This window comes from Dysgonomonas termitidis, assembly GCF_054657735.1.
In genome coordinates this window covers 1657338-1681817 of sequence record NZ_BAAHYD010000002.1, presented here as the reverse complement: position 1 = coordinate 1681817, position 24480 = coordinate 1657338, and the positions used below count along the sequence as shown (strand labels likewise).

General features: G+C 41.5%; 37 protein-coding genes. 13 read left to right on the top strand and 24 right to left on the bottom strand.

All coding sequences use genetic code 11. The features are described 5' to 3' along the window. Window positions 1-30 precede the first annotated feature (30 nt). The 7 genes from ACYQ3L_RS10980 (at window position 31) to ACYQ3L_RS10950 (ending at window position 8241) form a co-directional block, all read left to right on the top strand. On the top strand, window positions 31-555 hold the full coding sequence (locus tag ACYQ3L_RS10980) for a glycoside hydrolase family 108 protein (RefSeq protein WP_379993258.1): 525 nt from the start codon (window positions 31-33) through the stop codon (window positions 553-555). A 5-nt stretch (window positions 556-560) separates the two neighbouring features. Continuing rightward, the gene (locus ACYQ3L_RS10975; protein ID WP_379993257.1) at window positions 561-1040 is read left to right on the top strand and encodes a hypothetical protein; all 480 of its coding nucleotides are present in this window, start codon (window positions 561-563) and stop codon (window positions 1038-1040) included. Between the two features lie 154 nt (window positions 1041-1194). Continuing rightward, window positions 1195-2343: a hypothetical protein gene (locus tag ACYQ3L_RS10970; RefSeq protein ID WP_379993256.1), complete on the top strand. Its 1149-nt coding sequence runs from the start codon at window positions 1195-1197 to the stop codon at window positions 2341-2343. 133 nt (window positions 2344-2476) lie between these two features. Beyond that, window positions 2477-2725 (top strand): hypothetical protein, encoded by a 249-nt coding sequence (locus ACYQ3L_RS10965; RefSeq protein ID WP_379993255.1) that lies wholly within the window; start codon window positions 2477-2479, stop codon window positions 2723-2725. Beyond that, window positions 2712-4601: a hypothetical protein gene (locus tag ACYQ3L_RS10960; protein ID WP_379993254.1), complete on the top strand. Its 1890-nt coding sequence runs from the start codon at window positions 2712-2714 to the stop codon at window positions 4599-4601. Before ACYQ3L_RS10965 ends, ACYQ3L_RS10960 begins: the two co-directional genes overlap by 14 nt. Before the next feature lie 71 nt (window positions 4602-4672). Further along, window positions 4673-5764: a BACON domain-containing protein gene (locus ACYQ3L_RS10955; protein ID WP_379993253.1), complete on the top strand. Its 1092-nt coding sequence runs from the start codon at window positions 4673-4675 to the stop codon at window positions 5762-5764. A gap of 251 nt (window positions 5765-6015) precedes the next feature. Beyond that, the gene (locus tag ACYQ3L_RS10950; RefSeq protein ID WP_459952403.1) at window positions 6016-8241 is read left to right on the top strand and encodes a hypothetical protein; all 2226 of its coding nucleotides are present in this window, start codon (window positions 6016-6018) and stop codon (window positions 8239-8241) included. A 174-nt stretch (window positions 8242-8415) separates the two neighbouring features. On the opposite strand, the gene ACYQ3L_RS10945 is transcribed toward ACYQ3L_RS10950, so the two are convergent. The 21 genes from ACYQ3L_RS10945 to ACYQ3L_RS10845 all read right to left on the bottom strand — a co-directional run bounded on the left by ACYQ3L_RS10945 (window position 8416) and on the right by ACYQ3L_RS10845 (window position 17913). After that, entirely contained in the window at window positions 8416-9321 is a 906-nt protein-coding gene (locus tag ACYQ3L_RS10945) for a hypothetical protein (protein WP_379995928.1), read from the bottom strand. Window positions 9322-9333: 12 nt separating this feature from the next. Beyond that, window positions 9334-9942: a hypothetical protein gene (locus ACYQ3L_RS10940; protein ID WP_379995930.1), complete on the bottom strand. Its 609-nt coding sequence runs from the start codon at window positions 9940-9942 to the stop codon at window positions 9334-9336. Between the two features lie 139 nt (window positions 9943-10081). Further along, window positions 10082-10783 (bottom strand): hypothetical protein, encoded by a 702-nt coding sequence (locus tag ACYQ3L_RS10935; protein WP_379995931.1) that lies wholly within the window; start codon window positions 10781-10783, stop codon window positions 10082-10084. Continuing rightward, window positions 10770-11009, bottom strand: a complete 240-nt coding sequence (locus ACYQ3L_RS10930) for a hypothetical protein (protein WP_379995934.1) — start codon at window positions 11007-11009, stop codon at window positions 10770-10772. The genes ACYQ3L_RS10935 and ACYQ3L_RS10930 overlap by 14 nt, the downstream gene beginning before the upstream one ends. A gap of 60 nt (window positions 11010-11069) precedes the next feature. Then, window positions 11070-11396, bottom strand: a complete 327-nt coding sequence (locus ACYQ3L_RS10925; RefSeq protein WP_379995939.1) for a hypothetical protein — start codon at window positions 11394-11396, stop codon at window positions 11070-11072. After that, a complete protein-coding gene (locus tag ACYQ3L_RS10920; protein ID WP_379995941.1) occupies window positions 11393-11791 on the bottom strand; it encodes a hypothetical protein in 399 nt (132 codons plus the stop codon). Before ACYQ3L_RS10920 ends, ACYQ3L_RS10925 begins: the two co-directional genes overlap by 4 nt. After that, complete coding sequence (locus ACYQ3L_RS10915; protein ID WP_379995944.1) at window positions 11778-11951, bottom strand: hypothetical protein; 174 nt, start codon at window positions 11949-11951, stop codon at window positions 11778-11780. The genes ACYQ3L_RS10920 and ACYQ3L_RS10915 overlap by 14 nt, the downstream gene beginning before the upstream one ends. 6 nt (window positions 11952-11957) lie before the next feature. Beyond that, the gene (locus tag ACYQ3L_RS10910) at window positions 11958-12521 is read right to left on the bottom strand and encodes a hypothetical protein (protein ID WP_379995946.1); all 564 of its coding nucleotides are present in this window, start codon (window positions 12519-12521) and stop codon (window positions 11958-11960) included. Continuing rightward, window positions 12518-13177, bottom strand: a complete 660-nt coding sequence (locus ACYQ3L_RS10905; RefSeq protein WP_379995948.1) for a hypothetical protein — start codon at window positions 13175-13177, stop codon at window positions 12518-12520. The genes ACYQ3L_RS10910 and ACYQ3L_RS10905 overlap by 4 nt, the downstream gene beginning before the upstream one ends. Next, window positions 13174-13485, bottom strand: a complete 312-nt coding sequence (locus tag ACYQ3L_RS10900; RefSeq protein ID WP_379995950.1) for a hypothetical protein — start codon at window positions 13483-13485, stop codon at window positions 13174-13176. The genes ACYQ3L_RS10905 and ACYQ3L_RS10900 overlap by 4 nt, the downstream gene beginning before the upstream one ends. Beyond that, on the bottom strand, window positions 13454-13825 hold the full coding sequence (locus tag ACYQ3L_RS10895; RefSeq protein WP_379995953.1) for a hypothetical protein: 372 nt from the start codon (window positions 13823-13825) through the stop codon (window positions 13454-13456). The genes ACYQ3L_RS10900 and ACYQ3L_RS10895 overlap by 32 nt, the downstream gene beginning before the upstream one ends. Before the next feature lie 48 nt (window positions 13826-13873). Next, a complete protein-coding gene (locus ACYQ3L_RS10890; protein WP_379995955.1) occupies window positions 13874-14023 on the bottom strand; it encodes a hypothetical protein in 150 nt (49 codons plus the stop codon). Window positions 14024-14025: 2 nt separating this feature from the next. Next, entirely contained in the window at window positions 14026-14397 is a 372-nt protein-coding gene (locus ACYQ3L_RS10885) for a hypothetical protein (RefSeq protein ID WP_379995958.1), read from the bottom strand. A gap of 72 nt (window positions 14398-14469) precedes the next feature. After that, window positions 14470-15123: a KilA-N domain-containing protein gene (locus ACYQ3L_RS10880; protein WP_379995960.1), complete on the bottom strand. Its 654-nt coding sequence runs from the start codon at window positions 15121-15123 to the stop codon at window positions 14470-14472. Further along, window positions 15120-15398 (bottom strand): hypothetical protein, encoded by a 279-nt coding sequence (locus ACYQ3L_RS10875; protein WP_379995962.1) that lies wholly within the window; start codon window positions 15396-15398, stop codon window positions 15120-15122. The genes ACYQ3L_RS10880 and ACYQ3L_RS10875 overlap by 4 nt, the downstream gene beginning before the upstream one ends. An 8-nt stretch (window positions 15399-15406) precedes the next feature. Beyond that, the gene (locus ACYQ3L_RS10870; RefSeq protein WP_379995965.1) at window positions 15407-15601 is read right to left on the bottom strand and encodes a hypothetical protein; all 195 of its coding nucleotides are present in this window, start codon (window positions 15599-15601) and stop codon (window positions 15407-15409) included. Continuing rightward, window positions 15598-15942 carry a hypothetical protein gene (locus ACYQ3L_RS10865; RefSeq protein WP_379995967.1) on the bottom strand — a complete coding sequence of 115 codons (345 nt, stop codon included), beginning with the start codon at window positions 15940-15942 and terminating at the stop codon, window positions 15598-15600. The genes ACYQ3L_RS10870 and ACYQ3L_RS10865 overlap by 4 nt, the downstream gene beginning before the upstream one ends. Continuing rightward, a complete protein-coding gene (locus ACYQ3L_RS10860; RefSeq protein ID WP_379995969.1) occupies window positions 15902-16282 on the bottom strand; it encodes a hypothetical protein in 381 nt (126 codons plus the stop codon). Before ACYQ3L_RS10860 ends, ACYQ3L_RS10865 begins: the two co-directional genes overlap by 41 nt. 8 nt (window positions 16283-16290) lie before the next feature. Continuing rightward, on the bottom strand, window positions 16291-16497 hold the full coding sequence (locus ACYQ3L_RS10855) for a hypothetical protein (protein ID WP_379995971.1): 207 nt from the start codon (window positions 16495-16497) through the stop codon (window positions 16291-16293). A 125-nt stretch (window positions 16498-16622) separates the two neighbouring features. After that, window positions 16623-17603, bottom strand: coding sequence for a hypothetical protein (locus ACYQ3L_RS10850; protein WP_379995973.1), 981 nt, complete (start codon window positions 17601-17603; stop codon window positions 16623-16625). A gap of 1 nt (window position 17604) precedes the next feature. Further along, complete coding sequence (locus tag ACYQ3L_RS10845) at window positions 17605-17913, bottom strand: hypothetical protein (protein ID WP_379995975.1); 309 nt, start codon at window positions 17911-17913, stop codon at window positions 17605-17607. Window positions 17914-18245: 332 nt separating this feature from the next. On the opposite strand from ACYQ3L_RS10845, the gene ACYQ3L_RS10840 reads away from it, so the two are divergent. From ACYQ3L_RS10840 to ACYQ3L_RS10820, 5 genes are all read left to right on the top strand, one after another. Further along, window positions 18246-18671 (top strand): hypothetical protein, encoded by a 426-nt coding sequence (locus tag ACYQ3L_RS10840; RefSeq protein ID WP_379995977.1) that lies wholly within the window; start codon window positions 18246-18248, stop codon window positions 18669-18671. A gap of 132 nt (window positions 18672-18803) precedes the next feature. Further along, entirely contained in the window at window positions 18804-19679 is an 876-nt protein-coding gene (locus ACYQ3L_RS10835; RefSeq protein WP_379995979.1) for an exonuclease domain-containing protein, read from the top strand. Further along, on the top strand, window positions 19672-20130 hold the full coding sequence (locus tag ACYQ3L_RS10830) for a hypothetical protein (protein ID WP_379995981.1): 459 nt from the start codon (window positions 19672-19674) through the stop codon (window positions 20128-20130). Before ACYQ3L_RS10835 ends, ACYQ3L_RS10830 begins: the two co-directional genes overlap by 8 nt. A gap of 76 nt (window positions 20131-20206) precedes the next feature. Continuing rightward, window positions 20207-20542, top strand: coding sequence for a hypothetical protein (locus ACYQ3L_RS10825; protein ID WP_379995983.1), 336 nt, complete (start codon window positions 20207-20209; stop codon window positions 20540-20542). Window positions 20543-20917: 375 nt separating this feature from the next. Continuing rightward, entirely contained in the window at window positions 20918-21133 is a 216-nt protein-coding gene (locus tag ACYQ3L_RS10820; RefSeq protein ID WP_379995985.1) for a hypothetical protein, read from the top strand. A gap of 31 nt (window positions 21134-21164) precedes the next feature. On the opposite strand, the gene ACYQ3L_RS10815 is transcribed toward ACYQ3L_RS10820, so the two are convergent. Beyond that, window positions 21165-22445 (bottom strand): tyrosine-type recombinase/integrase, encoded by a 1281-nt coding sequence (locus ACYQ3L_RS10815; RefSeq protein WP_379995987.1) that lies wholly within the window; start codon window positions 22443-22445, stop codon window positions 21165-21167. 523 nt (window positions 22446-22968) lie between these two features. On the opposite strand from ACYQ3L_RS10815, the gene ACYQ3L_RS10810 reads away from it, so the two are divergent. Continuing rightward, window positions 22969-23511: a DUF4924 family protein gene (locus ACYQ3L_RS10810; protein ID WP_379995989.1), complete on the top strand. Its 543-nt coding sequence runs from the start codon at window positions 22969-22971 to the stop codon at window positions 23509-23511. A gap of 6 nt (window positions 23512-23517) precedes the next feature. Here ACYQ3L_RS10810 and ACYQ3L_RS10805 read toward each other — a convergent pair whose 3' ends face one another. Further along, window positions 23518-23898: a hypothetical protein gene (locus tag ACYQ3L_RS10805; RefSeq protein WP_379995991.1), complete on the bottom strand. Its 381-nt coding sequence runs from the start codon at window positions 23896-23898 to the stop codon at window positions 23518-23520. Further along, on the bottom strand, window positions 23895-24449 hold the full coding sequence (locus tag ACYQ3L_RS10800) for an RNA polymerase sigma factor (RefSeq protein ID WP_379995993.1): 555 nt from the start codon (window positions 24447-24449) through the stop codon (window positions 23895-23897). Before ACYQ3L_RS10800 ends, ACYQ3L_RS10805 begins: the two co-directional genes overlap by 4 nt. Between the last annotated feature and the right edge of the window lie 31 nt (window positions 24450-24480).

Here is a 24480-nt window from a genome sequence, read left to right as displayed (position 1 = left end):
CTTTTCACTTATAACTCATAACTTAAAAACATGGCAAAAATTGAATTACTGATCCCGGTTATATTTAAATGGGCAGGCGGATGGGCCGACCATAAGAACGACAAAGGTGGTAAAACGAATATGGACGTCACCCTGGCGACATGGAAACAGGTGGGCTATGACAAGGACGGCGACGGCGATATCGACGCCGATGACCTGAAGCTGATCACCCGCCAGGACGTGGTGGACGTACTCCGGAAATATTACTGGAACAAGTGGAAAGCCGACCAGATAAACAACCAGTCGATAGCGAATATCCTGGTAGACTGGGTGTGGGGTTCCGGTATTCATGGCGTCAAAATCCCGCAACGGATACTGGGTGTAACAGCCGATGGTATCGTAGGGCCTAAGACACTGGCCGCACTGAATAGCTATCCGGATCAGGCCGGATTATTCACAAAAATATTCCAAGCCCGGAAAGTTTTTATTGACGATCTGGTAAAGCGTGATCCTACACAAATGGTATTTTACAAGGGCTGGATCAACAGGCTGAATGATTACAAATATTCAAATTAAAACATATGAAATATGCTGTTCTTATTCTACTTTCCATCGTTTTTACTTTCTGCCGGAGTAACCGGAACCTTGATAGCTTTGTACAAACAGATACAGAAAGCGCTTCAACAGCATCATCAGTACAGAAAGACAGCGCGGCCTCACAAACCCATCGCCGCGACAGTACATCGGATATCGCCTCCGAAAGACAATATATTCGAACAACCTGGTACCGGCCTGACGGTACTATACGCAAAGTACAGGAATCAGGGCGGGAATCTGAGCGAACTAGCATGGCTGTTAGCGATACAGGATCATCTGCTGTACACGTAAGCGAGAATAAGGCCGACAGTACGAGGAAGATAAAGCTGAAGAAACTGGAGACACAGCAGCTCAAAGAATTCACCGATTCGCGACCCGTACAGGGCAGTGAATGGGGCTGGTTCGCCGGAGCATTCGTGCTGATAGTCGTTATTTTCGGATATATAGAATACAAAAAAAAGTGAAAAACTAAAAGTGAAGAACATTTTTAAGTGAAGAATGAAAAACGAAGAGTGAAGAACGAAAAATATTTTTCACTTTTAGTTTAAATATATTTTTCACTCTTCACTTTACACTTTTCACTTACTGCTAACTGTTTACTGCTAACTGTTCACTGATATGATCACTATCACCAAAATACCCCGCCCCAATGTCTTCGCCGGCAATCCCGTTGTCTTCGAGCTGGAGAGCGACAGCGATGCTGTTGTCGTTGTGGAAACCATCGTTAACGGGCGTAGCTATTTTTCATCTTACTTCCCGTACCAGGATGAAGGCATATACCGGGTGAAGATGGAACTCTCCGGCTACCTGAATCCACCGGATACTCCCCTGGTTATTCCTTCAGGAGATATCGTAGCGTCTCTCGACGGCTTTATTATTCCCTATACCGTCAGGATCGGCGACAGCTACGAGTTTACGGGCAATGCCTTCCGGGGCGGCATCAGTAACAAAGTGTTCGCGCGCCTGGCGGATAACGGATATGACATATTTTCTTACCGTCTGAGTTCGCAGCGCCGCCAGTTCCTGTTCACCACCAGGACACATGACAGCGAGGTACGCCTCCGGGATACGGAGCTCTATCCCTTTGTCTTCCTGAACGGACAGTTGTCGCTTAGTTTCGTATCTCCATCCGGGAATGCTATCGATGTAAACACAGCAGGATTCGGCCCTGTCTGCGTGATGGATATAGAGGCCCTGCGCGCGGCATTCGATGAACAGTATGGCGAGATCCCGGATGTGATAAAAGTATATGCATCCGGAAACCTCGCCTTCAGCTTTGTAATCACTCCCGGAAAGCTGGCGGAAGAAAAATACAGGCTGCGCTTCCTGAACTCGCTGGGAGCATATGAAGTGATCGAGGTCACTACCCGCGCCTCCCGATCTTCCGAGTTCGGCGAGGAAGACCTGTACAACGTGATGAACGACTACGACTTTTTTGAAGAACGCAAAACACGTACATCGTCCAGGGACAAGATCGAAGTGGAGACAGGCCACCGGCTACGGCATGAGATGCCTTTCATACTCGATATGATAAAAAGCGAGGAAGTATATTTTATCCGGCCAAACGGGCAGGAGTTCCGGTGCCGGGTGACGACAGACGCCTTCAGGTATCGCGAACGGATCACCGAGCCTACGAGCATCCCGCTTACGATTACCGAGCTTACCGACGAACGCTTTGCCCTGCCGCCGATAGACTCATTCCCGGCTAGAATACAGGTGATACCGGTGGCGTCGATGTGGGACGCGGAAGGAAACGTAATTCAGTAAACAGTTAGCAGTTACGAGTTACTGCGCCCTCCGGGCAGTTACAAGTTACAAGAAAAATATTACTCGTAACCTATAACTCGTAACTAAAAATGTAACTCGTAACTTTTAATTAATAACTTATAACTAAAAAAACATGATCTACCAGGTAACAAAAGACAACCAGACATTGGAGATAGATGACAATGTATTCTTCGACAAACAGCCGAAAGAGTTCCGGCAGATGTACCAGACTGTGCGAATTATCGAAACTAAGGATGTAAAAGGCAATGTAATAACTACTATGCAGACTAACAATGCTGAATTTGATAACTGCTTTGTAGAAGTGTTTGAAAATGGTCGGGTAATAGTTACTTTAAAACAAGACAAAGATGCTACGATATAATTTCAAAGATAAGTACACGGATATTTTTGGCGTGGATGTCTCAAATAATTCGGCAACAAAGTATTACTCGCCTCTTGCTATAGCAGGAGACGGCACAAGGAGAAATCCTGCTAATCCCGCTTCGCCCACTATTTCCGGAAATCCCGGAGTAATGATACTGAGTCAGGGAATACATAGATATAATATAATTGAAACCGGCGCTTCAGGGTATATGGAAATTATAGGTTCCGGCATCAACGGGACAACATTAATCGGAACTGTAACCCAAAACGGATCAGTGCTAGGGTGGTATTTCAAGGATATGACATTAGATAATCTTATATTCAACTCGGCAGTTGGCATTACCATCGAAAAGTGTAAAATCATCACCATACTATCCAATACAACATCTAATAAGGCTTTTACAGTGAGGTCATCCCTTAGCTATGCCTTATTTCCCATCAATAATACGACAGTCACTTACCAGAATAATAATTCCTTTGCCGGCATTTCTTCTACCATAGGCTCAATGGCCGGTAATCTGCATACATGGGAAAAATGCAACCTGATTATCACACAGGCATCGCTCGACAGCTACAAAAACAATTACTATGCGTTCGACAACTGCAATTTCCGCATAGGCACGGAAACCGGCTATACCCCGCTGACCGGCACAACCGCTGAAGATTTAAGGACAGACTTTGTAAACAGGTGTACGGCTGCCGGGCTGATAGTTCCCCCGGATATTACCGACTACGGCATCACATTGCCATTGGGGCGCTGGATTTTTACCAAAAATCAAATTTTCGAGGGTATTACCTGGGCGGGATCAGAGATTAACCTGTTCGAAATACCAAGGTTTATTTTATTCGGCTATTCTGCTGCCAGAGGTACTAAGATACCAATCACGGCAAGCAATAATATTCCCGCCAGCTTTGCGCCGGCTAACCCGCATAGCCCGGAACTGGACATCGCCGATGACTCGCTCTCCGTAGACGAAACTGTCGATATCACCCAGCGCCAAAACTTCTTTATCGACTCCAAAATAATATGGCTGGGCGGCAAAAAGAAGCTGACGAACATAGATATCCCGAACGACCTGCCTTCCAGGTTCGGTGTATTGATAGACAGCATCCCGAACCTGCTGTGTGACGCCGGGCAGGCAGTGGCAAGCGGAAGCATAGAAGCGGGTGAGATCTATATGGTACGTTCATCCGACACAAATAGCGCATCTGTAACCTATAACGGCACGGCTTACAATTCAGCCCTGAGCGCCAGGAATAATATTTTCAAAGGCGTGGCCGGTGTAACGGCATTTACAGTCGCTTCCGGAAACCCGGTAGTGTATAAGGTAAACGATATACTGAACTACCAGTCCATCCAGGTGCGAATAGTAAGCAAGATACCGGAAGATATTATCACCTCCGGAAACCTGGCCGCAAACTACTGGTATATCGTGGAACACGACACGGACCAAGGTAATACGACCGATTATGTGACAGTCGGAGGCGTCAATTACTATGTAGGTGATTCGTTCCTTGTACCGGCAGGTGGGGCGGCTGTTGGAAGCGTTACCGGTACCGTACATCTTCGCCGTGTCTGGAATCAGGATTTCGATATAGCGGCGGAAGCCATCGACGCCGATTTCTGGCAGAACAAGCAAAAGCCGGAATGGTGCGATACATTACCCGAAGATCCCCGCTGTCTGATGAAAGACAATCACGCACTGGCGCACGAGATGGCACGGGGCGCCGACGGCAGGTATATCACGTCCGGGCATCCGGAGTATTATAACCTGATATTAGCCGAATCCGGAATACTATGTCCTGACAATATCTATATGTCCGGCGCATATATGCAGGTACGGCTGCCGGTAACAACTGTAAATCCGATGTAATAAACGAAAAATGATAAGTGAAAAACTAAAAATATTTATCACTTATCACTTTTAGCTTTTCATTTAAAAATATGGCAGATTTCGATAACGGCCTCCCTCCTTACGGGACAGATATATCAGGGGACAGCGTTAGCAGCGTAAATATCACCGGCGCGGTCGCTGAAGATCCGGAGATTGAGGATATCAACAGCGTAAATGTCAGCAGCTCGGATTACGAAGAACCGGAACTGGAGAATATAAAAGGCGTATTTGTGACATCCGAAGAAAGCGAAGATACGTCTTTCCCTATACAAGTCTTCTGTGATGAAGCGTGGGTAATGGCGGAATGGCCTGAATGGATCTGGCCGGACACACTGGCCGGAAACGGCAACGGAACGATACATATTGCCGTGTACAAGAATACCGGGCATGAACGCACGGGCATTATCGTTGTGCAAACTATCGACGGTCTGGCCAAGGCGACGCATACAGTCACCCAGGAAGCAGGCGGCACAGTTTATATAGCGAATATAAATATGACGCTGGCGGCTAATCCGGAAATTACTTCCGGACAACTGCTATTGCGTGATATAAAGGTGAACCGGCACGACAGCGAGCTGATCGAAGAAGTAGGACCGTTCAATGTCCATTCCGGGAAATCGGAACGGCAGGCGATTTCCTATTCGTCACTGGAGCCAAAGCCCGACGCGGTGACCTGTACGGTGTGGGTAGCCAATATAACGCCTGTGCCTGCAAACAGACAGGTGAATATTTTGTCCGCCGGTGTACTCGTGGGCACAATCATTACCGATGCGAACGGGATCGGCTCCATGGAGATGGCAATTCCGATCGTGAATACAGACATGGATAATTATACGATGGATATACAAGCCGTGGTAACTGAGGATTATGTCACACTTGATCCGGCGGCCCATCAATCGCCCGGAGCAGGGGATACATTCACATTACGTGTTACGTCGAACGCACGCTGGAGTATTTATGACCTGCCGGCATGGGCGCACGCGGATATCACCTCAGGAGGAGATGCGTATGGCGTCACGGTAACGGATGTGCATATTACGGTAGATGCCAATAGTGGCGGGCCAAGATTCGCACCGTTCTCGGTAATAACGGACAGCGCGGTAGCGACTGCGTATTTCCAGTTGTTTCAGAACGGGGCATAATGCAAGAAAGGCCCTGTCTCCCGACAAAGCCTTTACTTATAACCTTAAACACATTAATTAAATAATTTATTTAATTAATCTCATTGGGGGTAAAAGTACAAATATTTAACGGATTAAAGAAATAAAAAAAATAGGGCACAAACCTCACGGTCATGCCCTGAATTTAAACACTAACATTACATGGCAGATAATATCTGCCTCAAAAAACATAATGTAAAAGTAAAATAAATTTTTAATTAAAAGTAAATGATATGCTGATAATTACAACAGACAACAATTCAATAAAAGCGGAAAGAAACGGGAGTACGCTTTTTGTAGTCGCTAAGAACGCGGTTTCTTATAGATATGACAGTGCGAGGGTATTGCTCTATCCACCGGATACTGTATGTATCAGTGAGTCTTTTTCGAAAGGCGTCACGATGAACGGCACGCCCATCACGGCGGATAACATAGAGGCTGAATTTGCAGACTTTTTTGAAGTACAGGGCGGCGGGGGGGTAACGGATCATACATTATTAACCAATCGCGATGCGGCCGATCAGCATCCGATCTCCGCTATTACGGGGCTGACAGCTAGCCTGCAAGCCCTTGCTGCCATGCAGGGCAACTGGCTGGGGGTGGATTTTCCTACCTATGCCGACCTACTGGCCTATGATGCTTCGCTTGCTGAAAAACCAGCCGATAAGACATGGACGCGCGTCCATGCAGATGAAAACCCGCTAGGAGGCAACGGAAACCCATCGGTGTATGCGTGGCTTCGTAGCGAGATATCACCCGATACATTCGAAAATATACTTACATTCCAGTATGCAGTATATATACCGGATACGGAAATAGACCCGGTATTTACGGCGTGGAAAGGAGATACTTCTGTAAGAGCCGGAGCCGGTTCCAGTACTGCCGGGCCTTATTCGATTGCCATAGGGAATAATGCCAGTACTCATGCCGGGAACAGTAATATATGCATAGGTGATAATGCAAGGATAACATCGGGCACCGTTAGCGGCTGTGTAGTCCTTGGTAAGGATTCCAGTATTACCGCTACCTCTAATAATATAGTATCTATTGGAAATGCTACGCTGAAACGTCGTATTACAAACGTCGCCGACGGAACAGGTGACAACGACGCCGCGACAGTAGGGCAGGTGAATGCTACTGTTACGGCCTCCCAGCGATGGAAACCGGCTGTACCCACTTTAGCCGATCTGCCTGTAATAACAGGTACTGAGCAGGATGTAACATGGCTATGCCGGGTTACTTCGGAGAATAACGTATACCAGCGTGTAGCCGGCACTTCCAGCACATGGACGCTCTACAGTGAGAATACGGACTATGTCGACGAACAGGAACTGGAAGACGCGATAACGGAAGCCGTTACAGGCACACTGACAGACGAAGACGGCACACCCGATATACCAGATACTGAAAGCGGGAATATCTGGACAAAGATTCAGCAGGTCCGTAATAATCTGAAATATCTGTTCTCTGTAATTACAGGAGGCGCAACAGGGCAGGTGCTTACATCTGCCGGAGGCGGCAGCGCACCCGGATGGCAGACTCCAAGCGTGGAGATGCCCAATGGCCGCGTAAACGATACATACCAGGATGCATCCGTAGACCGCTACTACTGTGTAGCTAAGATAACGTCCGACCTACGTCCTGAAAACAGCTTTTGGTATAGCGATATGTTCAAATTTGATATAATTATATCAAACAGGGCGGCAGATATCAACAACTATCAATGTATTGCAAATGTAGTAGTAAATACAGGACAGTGGAACCCAAACCCATCCGGGATAACAATAAATACGGCCACTGGCAATTTCGAAAGCGGAAACCTCTACATTACCCAGGAGGAAATCCCTGATAACGGAGCAAAGAGAGTAGTTTACAGAATCTGGATGCGCAAGCATATAATACAGAATTATGACAGCAACGTTTGCTTCCTGCAGGTATCAAACATCCTGTATTATTCAGGGGAAGGAGGCATGGTCGATTATAAAATTGAATATTTTAAACCGGTAGTTCCCGATACATTTGTAGGAATTCCGGCATCTCAAATTGCGCCACAAACTCCTATAAATGAAGCTACTTTTAACAGAGATATTAACCAAAGCATTGAAATACCGGGAGGGACTTCAGTAGATGTAATAAACATTCAAAATAATGCATTAAAAGTAACAGCGTCTTCACAAGATTGGATAGAGGGTAATGGTATTACCACAATCGGTCAAATATCTCTAATTGACTATGGTGGTGGAGATGCAGTTATATGGGATTACCAAAACGGATGGGCAGCGAGCTTTAACTTTCTTTACGCGGACACAGATAAAGAATACTATGTAGATTGGAATGCAACAACCATGGTATTGACTTTCACTCCAAACGATGTCATCACTTCTGTAAGCCCGGATGCCGGAATATTTGATTCGATAATGTTTATTAACGGATATCCCGCTCAAATTGCAGAGGTGTAATAGAAAAGCCTGTCATCGCGACAGGCTGGATCTAAAAACAATCGTTTCATATATTTCTAACACAAATTACACTTGTACAAATATAAAAATAGCGATTTAAATATCACATAAAAAGATAATAAAAAAAAGCCCTGCATGATTTTCACGCAGGGCCAAATATATAATATTTCGATTTCATTTAGCAGTAATACTCTCACGTTTTATATTACCTCTGAAAATTCGAACCATAGCGTTATAATCTGTTTCCATTTCTGTTATTTTATTCCTTCCTTCTTCAAAAAATTCATTTATCTTCGTCTTTCTTCTCTGTGAATATAAATAATATACAACAATGTATATCACAAAAGAAAAATATGCGATAAACGTGGCTAAAAGCAAAACAAATTTATCGGATACATAAAATATTACAAACTTTTCTTCCAGAAGAGGTAATAATAGAGATACTACCAAAATAGCTGATATTGCGCAGAATGCATTTATTACATATAAGGATTTTATCAATTGCTTTCTCTTGATTTTTTTATCCCTTTTGGATTCATCGTGATTTTTTATTTTTTCGATCTCGCAATACAAAACTCTGTCTATATAAGCTTTAATAGCTACAAATATAATTATTGGCAATACCGATAACAAAACAAAATACCTTAACGCAGACTGTACCCACGGACACTCCAAAAACAATAGGAATAGCATAAATATCATGGCATACATTGTACAATAAGCAAATAATCCCGGTAAACAATGCGGTTTGCATTTTGATTCGATTTCCTGCCAAAGATTTTTAATATTTTCGTTCGAATATATTTGCTGAACTGTGTCACAACTATTTAACATCTCTTCAACAATACTTTCATTTTTTCTACTATCATCCAAACCTTCTATATAACAATGATTTTTAATAATTTTATTTTCGGCATCTTTTATTTCATTATCAATATCAGTTTTAGTACATAATACTGTCTCTTCTATAATTTCAATGAAAAAATTTGCCTTGTTATATACAGCAATACACACTATATTTAAGGCTATGGACAACTGAGTAAGCACCAAAATAGGCGCAATTATGTATTCTTGTGTCAAAGTGTAAAAGGTTTAGTTAGCCAAAGAAACAATTTTTGACTTGTCGGACGACATCTCTTTATATAATTCATCAAAGGAATCTGAGAGTATCTTCGCAAACGTAGAATCATTAAAGCAACATTCTGCCTGCCTTTGCTTTATATCTGTCTCCAACCTATACATCGAATCATCTCCGACGGCAAAATGGATCGGCTTAGGTTTGTCATCTATCTTTATATAAAAACGTTTCGAAGATAAGATTATCTCAACTTTATTCTGAAAGCCTTTTAACAATTCACTTAGTCTCGATGATTTAAAATTATCCAGCTCGCTGTTATTTTTATTACCAGAATGATCCATAATCGAATCAAGCATTATATACAGTTTTGTATCTTTTTTCGATAAGAATCCTTTCAAAGCGGACAGATATTCATCTGTCTGTGATATCCGGCTTGTTAAACTACCTGCTACAATTCTTAGTTGACCGTTACTCTGCTCAAACAGATTGGTGAATATAATTCCGGCGTGTTCATCTCCTAGGTTATGTATTACTTCTTTCTTACGAAATTCAGCAAAATACTTTACAGCTTCCTTATACTTCTCAATAGTGGGAAATACTGTTGATCCTGATGCTTTATTCATGTCTGTAATTTGGTTAAGTTATATCCTATTCTTATTATTTATAACTATTTAGATTTTCAAATGTAATTATTATTTTTTTTTCTGCAATACTTTTACTTGTCTTTTTTTAATCTCACACCGCAAATTTGCGGTTTGCTCATTACATCCCCTTTTGCACATACTCCACAGCTGCTATCAGCTCGTCATATGTCAGGTCCTTGCCGGTGATCAGATTGTATTTTATGTAATACCGGGCTATCCGGTTTTCACGGTCATGGCCTACCATGATCGCTATGCTCCGCCAGAAGCCGACGTATGAGTTCAATAGCTTATTAACACATACCTGCAGGCTGTCTTTAAAGTCATATTCCAGCCTGATACCCTCTTCGTCGCATACGGGTTTGAGACCTATAGCCCGAAGATCCTGAACAAAGTTTTCTATCAGCCGATACCGGTGCGCCGTCTCGGAGAGGATCGCCCGGAGCTTCATGTCCGATAGATTTACTTCATAATAAATCACTCTGGAAGGTCCTGTCAGTAGATATTTCTGTTCCAGATTGTAGATATACCGGTCAATGGAAAGGCCGGGAATTATGGTTATATTGGGTTCCAATGCATCCGGATAAATAAAGTTTGCTTCCTCGATTGTAAGGTCGACAAACCGGATATAACGCATCGGGATTTCAAAATAATCATTTTCGCTATAGTAAAAAAATACCATGGCACATGGCCCGATGGGTGTTATCGTATTAAAATCCCAGGCTCGCATCTTTTGCCCGCAAAAATCGGGTATGGTAATGCCAATCTCCTGCAGCTGGGCTGCCGTGGCATCGAGGGTTACTTCTAAGTTAATCTTCTTCATTTTCACTATCCATTAATCGTAATGCTGCCAGGCTTTCCGGATCTTCCGGGCCGGCACAATGTGAACATAGAGTATATGATTCATCCACCCACCAGCATGGACCGTAGTCCGGATCATAGCAGGCGTGGTCATCGGTACAGCCGCAAACTTTGCATATCCCGGCTTCAGGTTCCTGTTGTGTACTCATTCCGCAATTTTGCGGTGTGGTATTTTCATTTATTGGCATATCGGCTATTTTTTTTACTGTTTACTGCTAACTGTTAACTGAAAATATTGGCACATTATCTCAATCTCGTCCTTTCCCTTTGTACTTCTTTCTGTCCGAGTCTTCATTATTAGCTGCAGATACATTGTTAAATTCTACCTGCAGACTATTATAGCGGTTCATAACTTTGTTCCACTCCGGACCAATATCTATGCCCTTGGCTATCCGGGCTTCCACTTCGGCGATATCGCTCTCGATGTCTTCCAGTGTACGACGCTGTGGATTGTAGATGCAGGACCTCTCATGCCTGGGCGCTACCTTGGTAAAGGTTACAGGCGTCACCATTTCGCAATTTTGCGGTGTGGCTTTTGTGCTTCCGGCTAAGTATTCAGGTTTTTTGTATTTCATTGTGGATCATTTTTATTGTTGAATTTCGGGCATAAATCCCGTACTTTTTTATACAGTTCGTCTACAGGTATCATTGCACGCCCGGAATAGTCCTGCCGGGAACACGCGTCTTTTATAACGTCGATACCTATAAGCGCATGGCAGGAGGCTTTCAGTACCGCTATCATTTTAGCCAGGTCCTTGCCGCAAATATCACTGTAAAGGACATATATATCCGTGCCATATATACCGTATACATCCAGAAGTAAGATATAGAACCATTTGCTTGGACTCTCCGGATCGATATTCATTGTATCGGGGTACAGGTACGCCAATGCCTCCATGGCGCCGGGGTTATGGTCGCACATCTTTATAATGGCCTGTGACAGGATGTCATCTAATTTAATCCTGTTCATACTTGCCGTCCTCCATCATTAACATCATTTCAAAATCTATCATCTGTACGCAGTCGGCGCACATACCCTCCCCGATCACGATCTCGGAGGAAGTTTCCCCGCAGCATGTGCATTTGCCATGCGTCAGGTCTTGGGGTCCGTAGGTGGTTACTTTTTTCATGTTGTTTTATTTTTTTACTTTTTCTAAAAATTCAAAGGTTGTAATCTCCTGGGTACCTAATCTTTTTAAAAGGTTAGCTCCATCTTTTTTCCCGGCTTGATATGTTTTCTTTGAATACTCTTCTATACAGGTCAATAGGGCGTCTAATGCCAGGGCAATATCTTCCCGGATAACAAAGGGATACTGTATTGAGTTCCCATAGCCATTAATCCTTCTCATTATTGAAAATGAATTGTTCCAGTATTTCCCATGTTGTACTTTAGCAATCGGACTTTCATCCGGAATCTCCTGGGCAGGTGTATCCAGTAGTTCAAACAGGAATCTTAAGGCGCTGATTAAATTTGCATAATCAGGATCATCGCTAAGATATACGAATTCGCTATTTATGACTGAGAATTGAGCATAGGTGTCCTTTTGTTCTTTTGTCCGGCGTTTTATTTCATGGTATTTCCGCAGGTCGTTTTCACAATCGAAACAAATCGATTCCCTGTAATATCTCCTGCACTCCTTTGTTAATCTCCCACATCCGGAGCATGGGATATCACCCGTGTATAATTTTTTACCTTTCATACCCTGTACTCATTTTTCCGTATATACTTCGGAGCTTCAAAATACTCCACGATATAATCCCATTCGTCATCCAGTTGCTTGTTGAAATAATCGTTATCAATCTCCTGGTATGTCTTATGGTCTTCGTAGACACGCAAAAATGTATCTATACGTTTCATCATAGCAGTTTCTTCCGAGCCGTCATCGACGCGTTCTTTACTCTCCTTTACTTTCTTCCCGTCTACTATCTTATATTCGAACTTGCCGTAATGCAGATTTATTTCCCTTTGCCAGTGATCGATCTCCAGTTCCATCTCCGGATTGAATTTAAAATAACTGGAGAGGCCTATGAACGTTTTTCGGTAAGCCGGCTCCGGGGTCAGGATCCTGAGAGCTCCGGAGATATACCGGTAGGCTGTATTTACGTCTTTTGCAAAATCGATATATGTGATATGGGTGTCCTTGTCCATCGCGTTATATAGCTTATTCCGGTCCTCTATCCTTTTTATGGAAATCTTCTTCAGTTTCTTCAGCTCATACTCCAAGGATATAAGAATACCCCGTTCGCGGGAGATATGTATAGTCGTTTTAATGCTGTAGCAATACTTTTTATCCCCGAAGATATTCCGGGTATAGAACGGAAAATAGTTATTATAGGATAGGTTAGGCTTTTTCATATCGGTTTATTCGATTTAAATTTTTCCTGCTTTTTCCACATAGCTTCAATGTATCCCAAGTATTCCGCCGGCACGGTATTCATCCATCTTTCACGTTCGCGGCGTACCAGATCGACACTGATGAGAGCATTTGTTGTGACATACAGGTTTTCTGCGTTGCCTGCACTGTCGGCGATAACCTCCAGTACCATGCGCGAATAGGATAGCATCGAATGCAAAGCCAGCATAGCCTCCCGGCATTCGTCCGGAGAGACTGCTTCGCCGGATTTGGCCGCGTCAATTACCTGCTGGATCGTTCTTGAAGGCATGGCGGATCAGTTCTTGTACTTTTGCATCGTCTGAATCGGTATTATCCGTAGAGTTATGCGCTTTATCAAAAAAATACATACTAAGGGCTTTAATAACGATAGATATAAACTTATTGTCTATCTGAAGGACTTTTCTAATTATACGCTCTAAGCAGTTCTGACAATCACCTTGAAATGATATGGCTATTTTCGATTCATCGAATAAGACCAGTAACGCATAGCCCACGTGCTTTTTATCCATTAAATTCTGGGCCTTTTTGAGCAGTGCGAACACTTCCCGTTCTTCCGGGTCGGTGATTTGTTCCGGAATGTCTATACCTTCAAATTCTTTTGTTTCCATGATTTTTATTTGTTTTTTAGCCAAACCGCAAATTTGCGGTCTGGGATTTTATTTTAAATAAGCTTGTATAAATTCGCCAATAATATCAACAACGACACGTACTACGGTGAAAATACCTAATGCCGTTACAAGGAAATGGTCAAGCTGTACCCTCTTTTCCAAATCATTTATTTTCTTTTCCAATTCTTCGTTTTCCATTGTTATTTAAATTCTATGGTTTCATCTTTATTAACCGCTTCAATACAACCATCCCTGAACTGAATGACTTTGTCATAAAAATATGGATCGTCATCCTTTAATCCGGGATGTTTTTCCAGTATGTCATTCAATCCGTCTACTACTGATTCAGCTTCATAGGGGAATAATACCCCGTCACAATCGGAATGATTTATTAGCGGATAAATATCATGCGGAATTGTATGCCGGGACATCAATACACAACCTGGGGCATTATCATTGTATCCGCAAAACTGATTTATATCCAAACCGATAAGTAAACAAAGCTTTGTTCTAAAGTCGTTGAACGAGCTATATGGCCCGTGCCAGCATTCATGTGTCGTATCTAATCCCATTTTTCCTCCTTTTTTTCAGTCCGCAATTCTGCGGTTTGGGTTATCCAATACTTTTTAGTTACGAGTTACAGGTTACGAGTTACTTTTTCTTGTAACTTGTAACTGCCCGGAGGGCGCAGTAACTTGTAACTGTTTCAATAAGTTTTTTCGCCAGGATTTCTGGCCTTTGTCGATCTCCTTCTGCATAGTTGCCGCCTCCTTTTCTTTCCGGAGAAGATCTTTATAGAGAGGATTGCGTGAGAGTTTCTTCCGGAGCGTTTTTATGCCGGCTTCCGTTTCGGCCAGTTGACGCTGGAGAGGATCGTCTGGCTTCCGGTTCGCCGCGAAGGCGCTCTTCAGGAAGTCGCGTTCGAGCTTCGGGTCCAGCCAGCCAAGGAACTTAATAAAGATATCGAGGTGCATCCAGGTACCGGGAGCGGTCCCTCCGGAGATAATCCGCACGATATTCCCTTTGTCGGTGAATTCGTGTGCCGGATCCAGACCATACTCGACGCTGACACCGAGGACAAAGTCCTTTACTTTCTGGCTGCGGATATAGCCGTAGACATCTTTTTTATATTCCCTGGCCAAAGACGAGGCGTTGAATAGCCCGTCGGGATTGGTGCGGAACTGGCGGCTGTTAGTCTCCTGTTCCACGGGTACCAGGGCGATGTTGTTTACTATTTTTCCCATATTGTTTTTGTTCGTTTTTGTCACACCGCAGATTTGCGTAGTGGTTAATATCACAATTCATTCTTTATTGGAATCAAATCGATCAGTATGCTTTTTCCAATAGAGAACCTAATATTGTCCCCAATTGTGTTTTTTTCAAAGGCAGCTTTAGCCTTACCTTTATTACGATGATAATCGGATAAAACTTTTGCATATCTGAAATTAATCTCACTAGTGATTTTATCTTCTGGGATAACAACATGTTCCAGCTTTTGGAACTCGGTCTGAAGTCTTTCTTCCAGATTGTTTTTCCCTACATAGAGTATTAACTCAATAAAATATTTCCTCATAATTTTGTTTATTTACCATTCCGCAAATTTGCGGTGTGGTTATTAATAGCCGTATATATGCGTGATAACAATGTCACAATCAATACCAGTAGCTGGATAATTACTATCAGTAACGCGACCTCCTTTGTACACCATCCGAGCGCTGCGGCTATGCCGGCAAATATGCAAATAGTAAAAAATAGTTGGACTTCATATGTTTTCATAAGCCTTCCTCGCTATCGTTCAGATGTTTATTATTCAAATGCAGGTCTATCAGGTAATCGTTAGCTTCGTCTTCGGTATTGATCTCCGTGACTTTCATGTTCCGGGATTCGATAAGATCCACTGCATCCCTGATTGTGATCCAGGCTTCCGGGTGCTCTGCCATAGCCATGGCAGTAGCCTCCGTGATGATACGCTTATTCCCCAAGGTGACAAATACGGTCCTTCTTCCATCCGACACAAAGGCCATCATGTGAATATTACTGTCTTTGGCAGACTTGGTCATTTTACGGATAAATTCTTCAAAGTCCATAGTCATCATCATCGTCGTAATCGTAGTCATAATCAAACTGGGCCTGCCAGTTCTCGTCTTCGTACTGCTTAAGAATGGCAATCTCTTCCACCGTGCGGTCCTGTTCATTCTTGGCCTGAATACGTTTGCATTCGTCCTCAAAGTTTCGCATCCTGTATTCCCCATTGCTCCGGTTTTCCGCCATTTTCTTAGCTTTCTTATACTGGCCCACGGCCTTATCTGCCAGGCGCTGGCATTTCTTCCGGGCGTCGTCGATCTCCTGCATGGTCAGCCCGCTTTCGTTCTCTAACGACATCGACGCCTCGAAGTGCGAGTAATCGTAACTTAGCATCACCTTTACGGCTGCTGTTTTAATAATTGTTTTTGTCATAGTTTTTTTTATTTAGTTTGGTCAAACCGCAATTTTGCGGTTTGGCATATTTCTTCAATATTAATTTTCACAGATACGACAGACAGCGAAAATTTCTCACCGTTCTTATCGAACATATACCTGTTGATCGTTTCGTATAGGTACGTTACTTCAATAGGCTCGGGGCCGCCCGTATACAGATATTTTTTATCATGTTCAAGCTCTTTTGGATTCATAATTAATAAATTAGCAAATTATCACATTGATTTTTTTTGACAACAGCCCCTCCAACCTCCCCAGGGGGAAGCTACAAAGAGGATATAAGTTGTATTCCAGTCCCCACTCCGGGGGTTAGGGGGCCTTACGACGTATTTTTATTCAGATACTCTATTATCCAGGCGCCAGGCGGAATATCTTTGTCTTTCCTATCCCGGACTTTTTCCAATGCATCCCATACAGGACTGCCGGTCTTTCCATAGCCGGATAGTTCCGCGATCTGGTGAATCCCGCGCCAGGTACATCTCATTTCCTCCAGACGGCTTTTCAGAACTTCCCAGTCACGCTCGACCCCGTCATCAGGCGGTCGAAGTTCCGGCATTTCCGGTGTTTCCGGCGGTGGTGATGGCGCAGGAGCTACCGGAGCTGTAGCAGATGGTGGATTTTCATTTATATACCACTGAATCCATGCGCCCGGATTTTTAACAGCATCTTTAGAGCCTTTCCTCTTGCCTATTTCGTGGAACGCTTTCCATACCGGATGCCCGATCTGTCCGTAATTTGACAGTTGTACAATTTTTTGATAATCGCCCGGAGGAATATTCAGCTCGCTCAGGTTTCGTTTCAGGTCGTCCCAGTTCCGGGATAACCCGTCATCGGGCGGATGATCTCCGTCGGGGGAGTAGGTTTCGTTGGATGGAGGCTGACGGCGGATGACGCCGCCTTTGGGGCCAGGGCTACTGGTAGGGATAGGCGTATCATCTGGTTCGGAGGGTTCAACGTATTTTTTCTTCGATTTTGCCCTCATTTTAACCAAGTCATCATAACTTGTATCTTCGGGAATAAGCCCGTCCAGATGGATAAATATATATTTACTTCCCTGTTTCGACCGGTAATCCATCAGCTCCAGCTCCTTTAATTCTATTATGGCCCTTTTTATCGAATTGAGAGACAGATTGGCTACAAACTGAATTTCGTTATAAGTTATCCTTATCTGTTTCTTCCAGCCATATTCGTTAAATATGTCCAGGAAAGACATATATACAGTCCTGACGCTGGACTTAAGTTTTTCCTGCCTGATTAACTTTTGAAACTTAACTACTCTATCTAAATAACTTAACGCCATATTAAGATTTTTTCAACTCGTCTTTTTGAGCCTGGTTATATCTCGAAAACTCTTCTTCCGCCTGCTTTAGCGCGGCGATTTCCCGGCGGCTGTAGTATATCGGTGAATTCTTTGCCTCCCCATGCCGTATCTGGGTAATATTCCCCTCCTTGATATGGAAACGCAGCCAGCGCTTACTACCTCCCAACTTTGCCGCTTCCTCGAATTTCACTTCATCGAAGGACGGGTAGAGATACTTCAGTACGCCCAGAACCGAGACATCGCTCGCTTCTATAATGGCTTGTTTGAGGGCAAAGAGATCGATTTCCATAGCGTAGGTATTTAGTCGTTATCCTTTACTTCTACTCCGCCAAATTCCAAAGCCTTTTCTCGTATTTTCATGGCTAAAACTGTATGCGTTTGGCCTCGGAGGGCCTTGCTAACAGTGGGATAATTCGTGTTTAGACTATTTATTATTGCCCTTTTAACATAATGTTTTACAAGAATTTCTCTCATGGTTATTATATTATTTCAATATTAAAACTCAAATGTAATTAAATATATTACATGTAATACATTTACACAGATATTTAACATTTATTTTAATTATAAGTATTACCTAATGATAATAACAAGATAATTCTATAATTTAACTTTAATAGTATGAAAATTAGACATGTAAATATCGGAGAGATAATTGAGTTGAAAGTAAAAGGCAAGAAAATGTCTGGTGCATCATTTGCCAAACTCATTGGTTTACAGAGACAAAATGTAAAAAAGACAGTTTTTGAAAAAGTAAGTATCGATACCGACCTATTGGTAAGAATATCTGAGGTTCTTGGCTATGATTTCTTCAGGGAATATAGTCCCGAAAAAGACAATCGTAATGAAATAGATTACAATATTACATCTAAATATGAAAAACAAAATGACGATGATATCCAGTTTTTAAAAAAAATAATAGAAAATCAGCAAAAGGAACTAGACCGGAAGCAAAAAATAATAGATAAGCAACTAGATACAATAGAAACATTAATAAACGTATCTAGAGATACAGATGCTCGCGCACCAAAAAAGGGGGTTGGATGATCACATCTGTATAAAAATAAAACTCTGGCCGGGTCGATAAACTCAGCGCACATATTATCATGCAGCATTATGTGTCGGGGTTAGTAGTTGGTAAACAATTATTTATATAAAAAGTTTTAACACAAAGGAATTATGGAACACATAAACTTTACAGCGATAGATTTTGAGACGGCCTATGGCCAAAAACATGCCTGCGCACTGGGACTCGTCGTTGTGCGTAACGGCAGAATAGTAGAAGAAAAAGAATTCCTGATACAGCCTCCGGGCAATGAAATAACAGTAAATTGCCAAAGGATACACCGGATCACACCGGACATGACCAGGAATGCTCCTACGTTCGCCGGATTGTGGCCGGAAATAAAGCAGTATTTTGAACGTCAGGTCATCGTTCATCACAGCGACGGGTTCGATGAACGGATACTTCTGCAGGAATTCGATTTTTATAACATCACACCCTGCCGGTTCCTCTCCATGGTAAGTACAATGAATCTGTTTGATGACAGGTATAGCAGAAGCCTTGAAAATCTGTGCCGGGCATTCGATATCCCTATGGAAAATCATCACAATGCCTTATCTGATGCAAAATGCTGCACCGGAATATTCCTGCGGTACCTGAACGGGGAGAATCCCAATTACAGCATATTGCCTAAAAAAAATAAAACTAAGCAAACATTTAGCGAACCCGGAAGGGTTATCGAATCTGCCGCCAAAGTTCAGGACTTAGGCTGTGTAACGAACAAGGAAACTATTTTTTATGATAAGAAAGTAGTTATTTCCGGCGTGTTCGACCGTTATCCTTTGCGGAACGATCTGGCCTTGCTCCTGAAGGGCTACGGCTCGGATATCAACGGAAGCATTTCTTCCAAAACGAACATATTTGTTGTGGGCAAAGATTCCGGGCCTAAGAAAATGGAAAAGGTTTTCGAACTAAACGATCAGGGCTATAACATTCAGATATTGGAGGAAGAACAACTATATAAACTATTAGACGAAATAAATCATGGCTAAAAAAGAAACGGTTAAATTGACTCCCGAAGGCCTGCAACTTACAACAGTACTCCATTATAGCAGTATTGCGGAAATGAATGGTTTTTACGGGAAAGAGGTCTTTTTCACAACAGGATTTAAAGGGGATAAATCCTATCTGTATCAGGCATTGGGAAATTTCGGAGCATTCGCCCGGGATTATGATTATGATAAGGATATTTCATTGGTTATAATCAGTAATGCTATTATCGATAGTTATCGAAATGAAATTGTACACCCGTTTATATCCGACTTGGAAGAAAAATTAAATCTTAACAGTTCTCCATATAGGAGAATGAAGTTTATATCAGAAGATCAGTTGATATGGTATATCGAAAATAGAATAAGTTTAACAAAAGACAAGTTAACTGATTCTTTAATAAGAAAATATAAAGAAAGTAAAAAGGAGATAAGAATGGACAGTTTATTCTGATTTACTATACAGCCCCGCTCACAGGTACTATACTACATAAATAATATAGATATAAATCTTAATCAAACTTTATATTATGAACAAAGAAATCGACAAATTATTACGGTTATTGGACGAAGATCCAGATGGTATATTATTAAGCCAGATTATCTATGACAAGAAATTTGGCATACCTATTATTAAGAAAGCCAAAAGCTTAGGATACATCAAATATTATAACGAAGAAATACAAAAAGACACAGATATACTGCATGACAAAAATTTCTGCAAGATAACTGATCAAGGTTCACAATTACTTAATCAGGAGGGAGGTCTTGAAAAATATATCAAACGCAACAAAGCAAGTTTTATAATATCAATAATAGCTGTTGCCATTGCATTCTGTTCACTTGTTTTAACTTTATTAAAGTAAGATAGACATACTACCAATTAGTCAGCCCCGCCTACCAGCGGGGCTTTCTTTTCCCCATCATCAAACATCGCTCAAAAAAGTTCGTCAAAATTTGACGATGTTTTATTGACGAAGTTTTCATAATTATTATACAAGTAAAACATCATAACTTTTTGACGATGTTTCACTGTCGAACTCATATAAAATCCCACTGTAAAAGCGGGATTACAGGCTCTATTTTACCGAAATTTATAAAAACGCACATTTTGCTATGTATCAATACTTTACAAAAAAACTTCGTCCAAAAGTGACGAAGTAGTAAAATTAGCGTGTTTTTTAGCCCGTTTTTGATAATATAATACCATATATTTGCAAAAATGAAAAATATTTGAGAATATGACAGTATTTGTTTTCATCCGGCAGCGACCGCTTAAAGTCACTACTTATACGTCGCTTGCCGCGCTTTACGAAGCGAACAAATCGATCATTAATGTTTCAAGATCTATCCTATATAAGTGGAAGTTTGATGCTTACGACTATGTGAATAGCCGGTTTATAATTGCGAAGACGGAATCACAGTCTACAGGAGATGTACGGAAAGTTCAACAATAAAACTTCATCAAAAAGTTACGATGTTTTCATTTTAAAGGATATTCAACCAATCAAACAGATCCAGAACCTTTTTGTTGGCCTCCCAAATTACGGACCAGTCTCGATCTATGTAGATATCAGTCACTTTCATATCTTTGTCCGGAGCATGATTCAACCCTTCATGCACCGTATATTTATCTATGCCTACAGCTGACGACCGGGCAATAGTCGCCCAGGAGTGACGGGCTGAGTAAAATTCCAGATTATTTATACCTATCTGTGCGCCGACTCTCTTCAAACCTTTATTAATAGCGGCATTGAATATCTTGGGATTAACATAATGCCGGTGAAAGCGGAATAACTTCTTATCATCTTTATACTTATCCATCAGCTTCATAATACAATTCTCAATCCTTACACACATCTCAGCCCCATCGGAACGCCGGCTTTCCGTTTTCTCCCGGTTATAAGTTATGATATTATTTTCCGGTAATCCGGAGTGGTACATATCTGCGCTGTTTATCCCGATCAGAGCGAAAGAGAGTATAAAGCAATCCTTAGCCAGATTGAGAAGGCTTGTCCGTCCACCGACTATTTCCTTTTCATACGGAAGATCTATTATCTGCTGTATCGATGCAACCGGTAAAGCACGTTTACGCGTTTTTGGTATCGGTTTCAACTTATACTTTTTAAAAGGATAAAAGGGTATTTTTATTATCCCGCGTTCTTCATCATTAAATTCATCCTTTGCCATATTGTATATTGCCCGGATACATGACAGATACTTGGATACAGCACGCCCGCCCTTTGCTTCTGGTTCCTTCCTGGGCTTCTTTCTGTTATACCCGCGTTGCGAAGGTTCTGTGACTATAAATCTTTCAAATTCCCGCAGAAAATTTGTGTTTATTTCGGATATATCCAGGCTATCCCGCTTAGTGAATCTTTTTAATGAATTTAATACGCTCAGATATGTATCACCTGTACCCTTTTTCATTCCGGAAGCTTTGTCCCTGGTATATTGCATAAAATCCAGATAAAACTTTTCGCCTCCCTGAAGGCGGCTCTTTAATTTTTCGACAAGATCTTCTATCGGTGTATTAAACAGTTCGAATCCCAGATCATTACATACCTCCCGGCATTCCTGCACAAGGAACTCGGTCTTTTTCAATATTTTTATATTTTTGATTTTCAAACTCTTAATTGTAAGATCATCTGTAGTTACATATAAGTTTGTCGATATCCGACGTATTTGCCTGTTATGTGTTACCCGTATTCTTACGTTGTAAGTTCCATCCGCCCGTTTATTCTGTACTTCTGCTTTAAATGTAGCCATAGTTAGATAAATTATATATCAACAATTTATAAACAAATGTACTGAAAAGTAAGTACAAGTAAATTAATTTTAAATCTATAATGTGTTAATAGCCGGGCTTACTATATAGATAAAATGCTTAAAATATTGATATTTAAACATTTTATTCTCATAAATATTTTTAGATATAAAAAAGAAAGAGACGGTTCTCACAACCACCTCTTCCAGACCTTAACACTAATATAAAACTAACATATACTATGATTAAAAACAGGTAATAAAAAATCAACTAAACAATCTATCTAACACACTATGAAAAAAGTAAGAACCTGTTTTGTAGATAGAACACTGATTAATATATCTTTGTTCAATCTTACTCTTAATATTTTCTTTATTAAAGAATAAAGCTCATCTGTACACATATTTACACTATTTATTTAACATCCGCCATATATTATTTACCTTTGCACAGAATTCATAAAATTAAAGAACAGCAATAATATCAGTACACAATTCAGGACTTATAATTCATAATTACCATATAATGCTTATAGCTAAAAAACTGAAAGAGGAAAATATAGGTGAGTACCTTTTATATATGTGGCAGGTAGAAGACATGATACGAGCCAACAGGCTGGATATAGACAGAATAGATGAACAGATCATATCCCGTTTCGGTCAGCCGGACCATGTGAAAAAAGAAATCAGGGAATGGTACGAAAACCTTATAGAGATGATGCGCCGGGAGGATGTCGTGGAAAAAGGGCATCTGATCGTAAACAAAAATGTGATTTCAGAACTCACAGATTTGCATCTCCGCTTGTTAAAAGCACCTGATGAAAGTGACTATTCGGCAATATATTACAAAACCCTGCCATTTATTGTAGAACTGCGGTCTAAATCGCCAGACAAGACTATTCCGGAACTGGAAACATGTTTTGCAGCATTATACGGTTATTTGCTGATGAGGTTGCAAAAAAAAGAGATTTCAGGAGAGACGCAAGCCGCTATATCGCAAATATCTTCATTTCTCCGCATCCTGTCGCAGAAATATAAGAGTGACAGGGATGGCAGTCTGGATGTTTAACTCAATCTAATCTTTCTGTTTTTTCTCCCATATACGCCGCCGGATCAACGTGTCGCTGATTAAAAGCAGCAGTACGACAAATGCTATAGAGATAATTAGCGGATCTATTTTTATCTCGGGCATAGTAAACGTCAAATCGATTTCTACAGGTTTCAGTTCGGGCTCAAATATCAGGCCTAATTTCCAGAAGATAAAAGCCGGAATACCAAGCATTCCCATAATTCCCCCGGCAATTGCGAAAATCGATCTAATGTTTCTCTTTTTAGTTTGCTTTGCAGCAGCTATATGTATATGTTCCATCAGCCGGCTTTCGAAGGCTGCAGATGGTTTGTCTAATTCCACTTCCTGAAATAAACCCCTGAGCTTATCTTTTTCTTCTGCTTTCATAATTGTATGAGTTTATTTATTTCAAAGTTCATAAATTTTCTTATCCTGTGCAACTTTACTTTCACATTTGCGATGCTGTTGCTCGTTATATCACTTATCTGCTGTATACTCTGGTTGTTCAGATAAAACATCGTGATGAGTAAAGCATCGTCGGGAGGCAGCTTTTTCAGTACTATATCCAGGCAATGTAATTTATCTTCAACACTTATTTCATCCATTGCATCAGCTATCTCTCCATCGGGTACATTGGCAAAATTATCTTCTATGGCAGTAAATTCATGTTTTCGTCTGCGCAGCTCCGATATTGTTGTATTATAGGCAATACGATAGAGCCAGGTTGCAAATTCAGATTCCTCGCGAAATTTATTCAGGGACTGAAATGCCTTGATAAATACTTCCTGCGTAATATCTTCGGCTTCTACCTTGCGGGAAACAATTTTGCTGACAATGGTAAATACCATTCTCTGATAGCGGCGCACTATATGCACGAAAGCATCAGTATGACCATCTTTGATCCGGCGTACATAATAAATGTCATCAAAATCTGCCATACCCGTATGACGCAACAAAATTGAATAGGTT

What these genes read in the sequence shown, in the direction of transcription:
- ACYQ3L_RS10980 (WP_379993258.1), top strand. Translation starts at nt 31, where the DNA reads ATGGCAAAAATTGAATTACTGATCCCGGTTATATTTAAATGGGCAGGC.
- ACYQ3L_RS10975 (WP_379993257.1), top strand. Translation starts at nt 561, where the DNA reads ATGAAATATGCTGTTCTTATTCTACTTTCCATCGTTTTTACTTTCTGC.
- ACYQ3L_RS10970 (WP_379993256.1), top strand. Translation starts at nt 1,195, where the DNA reads ATGATCACTATCACCAAAATACCCCGCCCCAATGTCTTCGCCGGCAAT.
- ACYQ3L_RS10965 (WP_379993255.1), top strand. Translation starts at nt 2,477, where the DNA reads ATGATCTACCAGGTAACAAAAGACAACCAGACATTGGAGATAGATGAC.
- ACYQ3L_RS10960 (WP_379993254.1), top strand. Translation starts at nt 2,712, where the DNA reads ATGCTACGATATAATTTCAAAGATAAGTACACGGATATTTTTGGCGTG.
- ACYQ3L_RS10955 (WP_379993253.1), top strand. Translation starts at nt 4,673, where the DNA reads ATGGCAGATTTCGATAACGGCCTCCCTCCTTACGGGACAGATATATCA.
- ACYQ3L_RS10950 (WP_459952403.1), top strand. Translation starts at nt 6,016, where the DNA reads ATGCTGATAATTACAACAGACAACAATTCAATAAAAGCGGAAAGAAAC.
- ACYQ3L_RS10940 (WP_379995930.1), bottom strand. Translation starts at nt 9,942, where the DNA reads ATGAATAAAGCATCAGGATCAACAGTATTTCCCACTATTGAGAAGTAT.
- ACYQ3L_RS10935 (WP_379995931.1), bottom strand. Translation starts at nt 10,783, where the DNA reads ATGAAGAAGATTAACTTAGAAGTAACCCTCGATGCCACGGCAGCCCAG.
- ACYQ3L_RS10930 (WP_379995934.1), bottom strand. Translation starts at nt 11,009, where the DNA reads ATGCCAATAAATGAAAATACCACACCGCAAAATTGCGGAATGAGTACA.
- ACYQ3L_RS10925 (WP_379995939.1), bottom strand. Translation starts at nt 11,396, where the DNA reads ATGAAATACAAAAAACCTGAATACTTAGCCGGAAGCACAAAAGCCACA.
- ACYQ3L_RS10920 (WP_379995941.1), bottom strand. Translation starts at nt 11,791, where the DNA reads ATGAACAGGATTAAATTAGATGACATCCTGTCACAGGCCATTATAAAG.
- ACYQ3L_RS10915 (WP_379995944.1), bottom strand. Translation starts at nt 11,951, where the DNA reads ATGAAAAAAGTAACCACCTACGGACCCCAAGACCTGACGCATGGCAAA.
- ACYQ3L_RS10910 (WP_379995946.1), bottom strand. Translation starts at nt 12,521, where the DNA reads ATGAAAGGTAAAAAATTATACACGGGTGATATCCCATGCTCCGGATGT.
- ACYQ3L_RS10905 (WP_379995948.1), bottom strand. Translation starts at nt 13,177, where the DNA reads ATGAAAAAGCCTAACCTATCCTATAATAACTATTTTCCGTTCTATACC.
- ACYQ3L_RS10900 (WP_379995950.1), bottom strand. Translation starts at nt 13,485, where the DNA reads ATGCCTTCAAGAACGATCCAGCAGGTAATTGACGCGGCCAAATCCGGC.
- ACYQ3L_RS10895 (WP_379995953.1), bottom strand. Translation starts at nt 13,825, where the DNA reads ATGGAAACAAAAGAATTTGAAGGTATAGACATTCCGGAACAAATCACC.
- ACYQ3L_RS10890 (WP_379995955.1), bottom strand. Translation starts at nt 14,023, where the DNA reads ATGGAAAACGAAGAATTGGAAAAGAAAATAAATGATTTGGAAAAGAGG.
- ACYQ3L_RS10885 (WP_379995958.1), bottom strand. Translation starts at nt 14,397, where the DNA reads ATGGGATTAGATACGACACATGAATGCTGGCACGGGCCATATAGCTCG.
- ACYQ3L_RS10875 (WP_379995962.1), bottom strand. Translation starts at nt 15,398, where the DNA reads ATGAGGAAATATTTTATTGAGTTAATACTCTATGTAGGGAAAAACAAT.
- ACYQ3L_RS10870 (WP_379995965.1), bottom strand. Translation starts at nt 15,601, where the DNA reads ATGAAAACATATGAAGTCCAACTATTTTTTACTATTTGCATATTTGCC.
- ACYQ3L_RS10865 (WP_379995967.1), bottom strand. Translation starts at nt 15,942, where the DNA reads ATGACTACGATTACGACGATGATGATGACTATGGACTTTGAAGAATTT.
- ACYQ3L_RS10860 (WP_379995969.1), bottom strand. Translation starts at nt 16,282, where the DNA reads ATGACAAAAACAATTATTAAAACAGCAGCCGTAAAGGTGATGCTAAGT.
- ACYQ3L_RS10855 (WP_379995971.1), bottom strand. Translation starts at nt 16,497, where the DNA reads ATGAATCCAAAAGAGCTTGAACATGATAAAAAATATCTGTATACGGGC.
- ACYQ3L_RS10850 (WP_379995973.1), bottom strand. Translation starts at nt 17,603, where the DNA reads ATGGCGTTAAGTTATTTAGATAGAGTAGTTAAGTTTCAAAAGTTAATC.
- ACYQ3L_RS10845 (WP_379995975.1), bottom strand. Translation starts at nt 17,913, where the DNA reads ATGGAAATCGATCTCTTTGCCCTCAAACAAGCCATTATAGAAGCGAGC.
- ACYQ3L_RS10840 (WP_379995977.1), top strand. Translation starts at nt 18,246, where the DNA reads ATGAAAATTAGACATGTAAATATCGGAGAGATAATTGAGTTGAAAGTA.
- ACYQ3L_RS10835 (WP_379995979.1), top strand. Translation starts at nt 18,804, where the DNA reads ATGGAACACATAAACTTTACAGCGATAGATTTTGAGACGGCCTATGGC.
- ACYQ3L_RS10830 (WP_379995981.1), top strand. Translation starts at nt 19,672, where the DNA reads ATGGCTAAAAAAGAAACGGTTAAATTGACTCCCGAAGGCCTGCAACTT.
- ACYQ3L_RS10825 (WP_379995983.1), top strand. Translation starts at nt 20,207, where the DNA reads ATGAACAAAGAAATCGACAAATTATTACGGTTATTGGACGAAGATCCA.
- ACYQ3L_RS10820 (WP_379995985.1), top strand. Translation starts at nt 20,918, where the DNA reads ATGACAGTATTTGTTTTCATCCGGCAGCGACCGCTTAAAGTCACTACT.
- ACYQ3L_RS10815 (WP_379995987.1), bottom strand. Translation starts at nt 22,445, where the DNA reads ATGGCTACATTTAAAGCAGAAGTACAGAATAAACGGGCGGATGGAACT.
- ACYQ3L_RS10810 (WP_379995989.1), top strand. Translation starts at nt 22,969, where the DNA reads ATGCTTATAGCTAAAAAACTGAAAGAGGAAAATATAGGTGAGTACCTT.
- ACYQ3L_RS10805 (WP_379995991.1), bottom strand. Translation starts at nt 23,898, where the DNA reads ATGAAAGCAGAAGAAAAAGATAAGCTCAGGGGTTTATTTCAGGAAGTG.
- ACYQ3L_RS10800 (WP_379995993.1), bottom strand. Translation starts at nt 24,449, where the DNA reads ATGGCAGATTTTGATGACATTTATTATGTACGCCGGATCAAAGATGGT.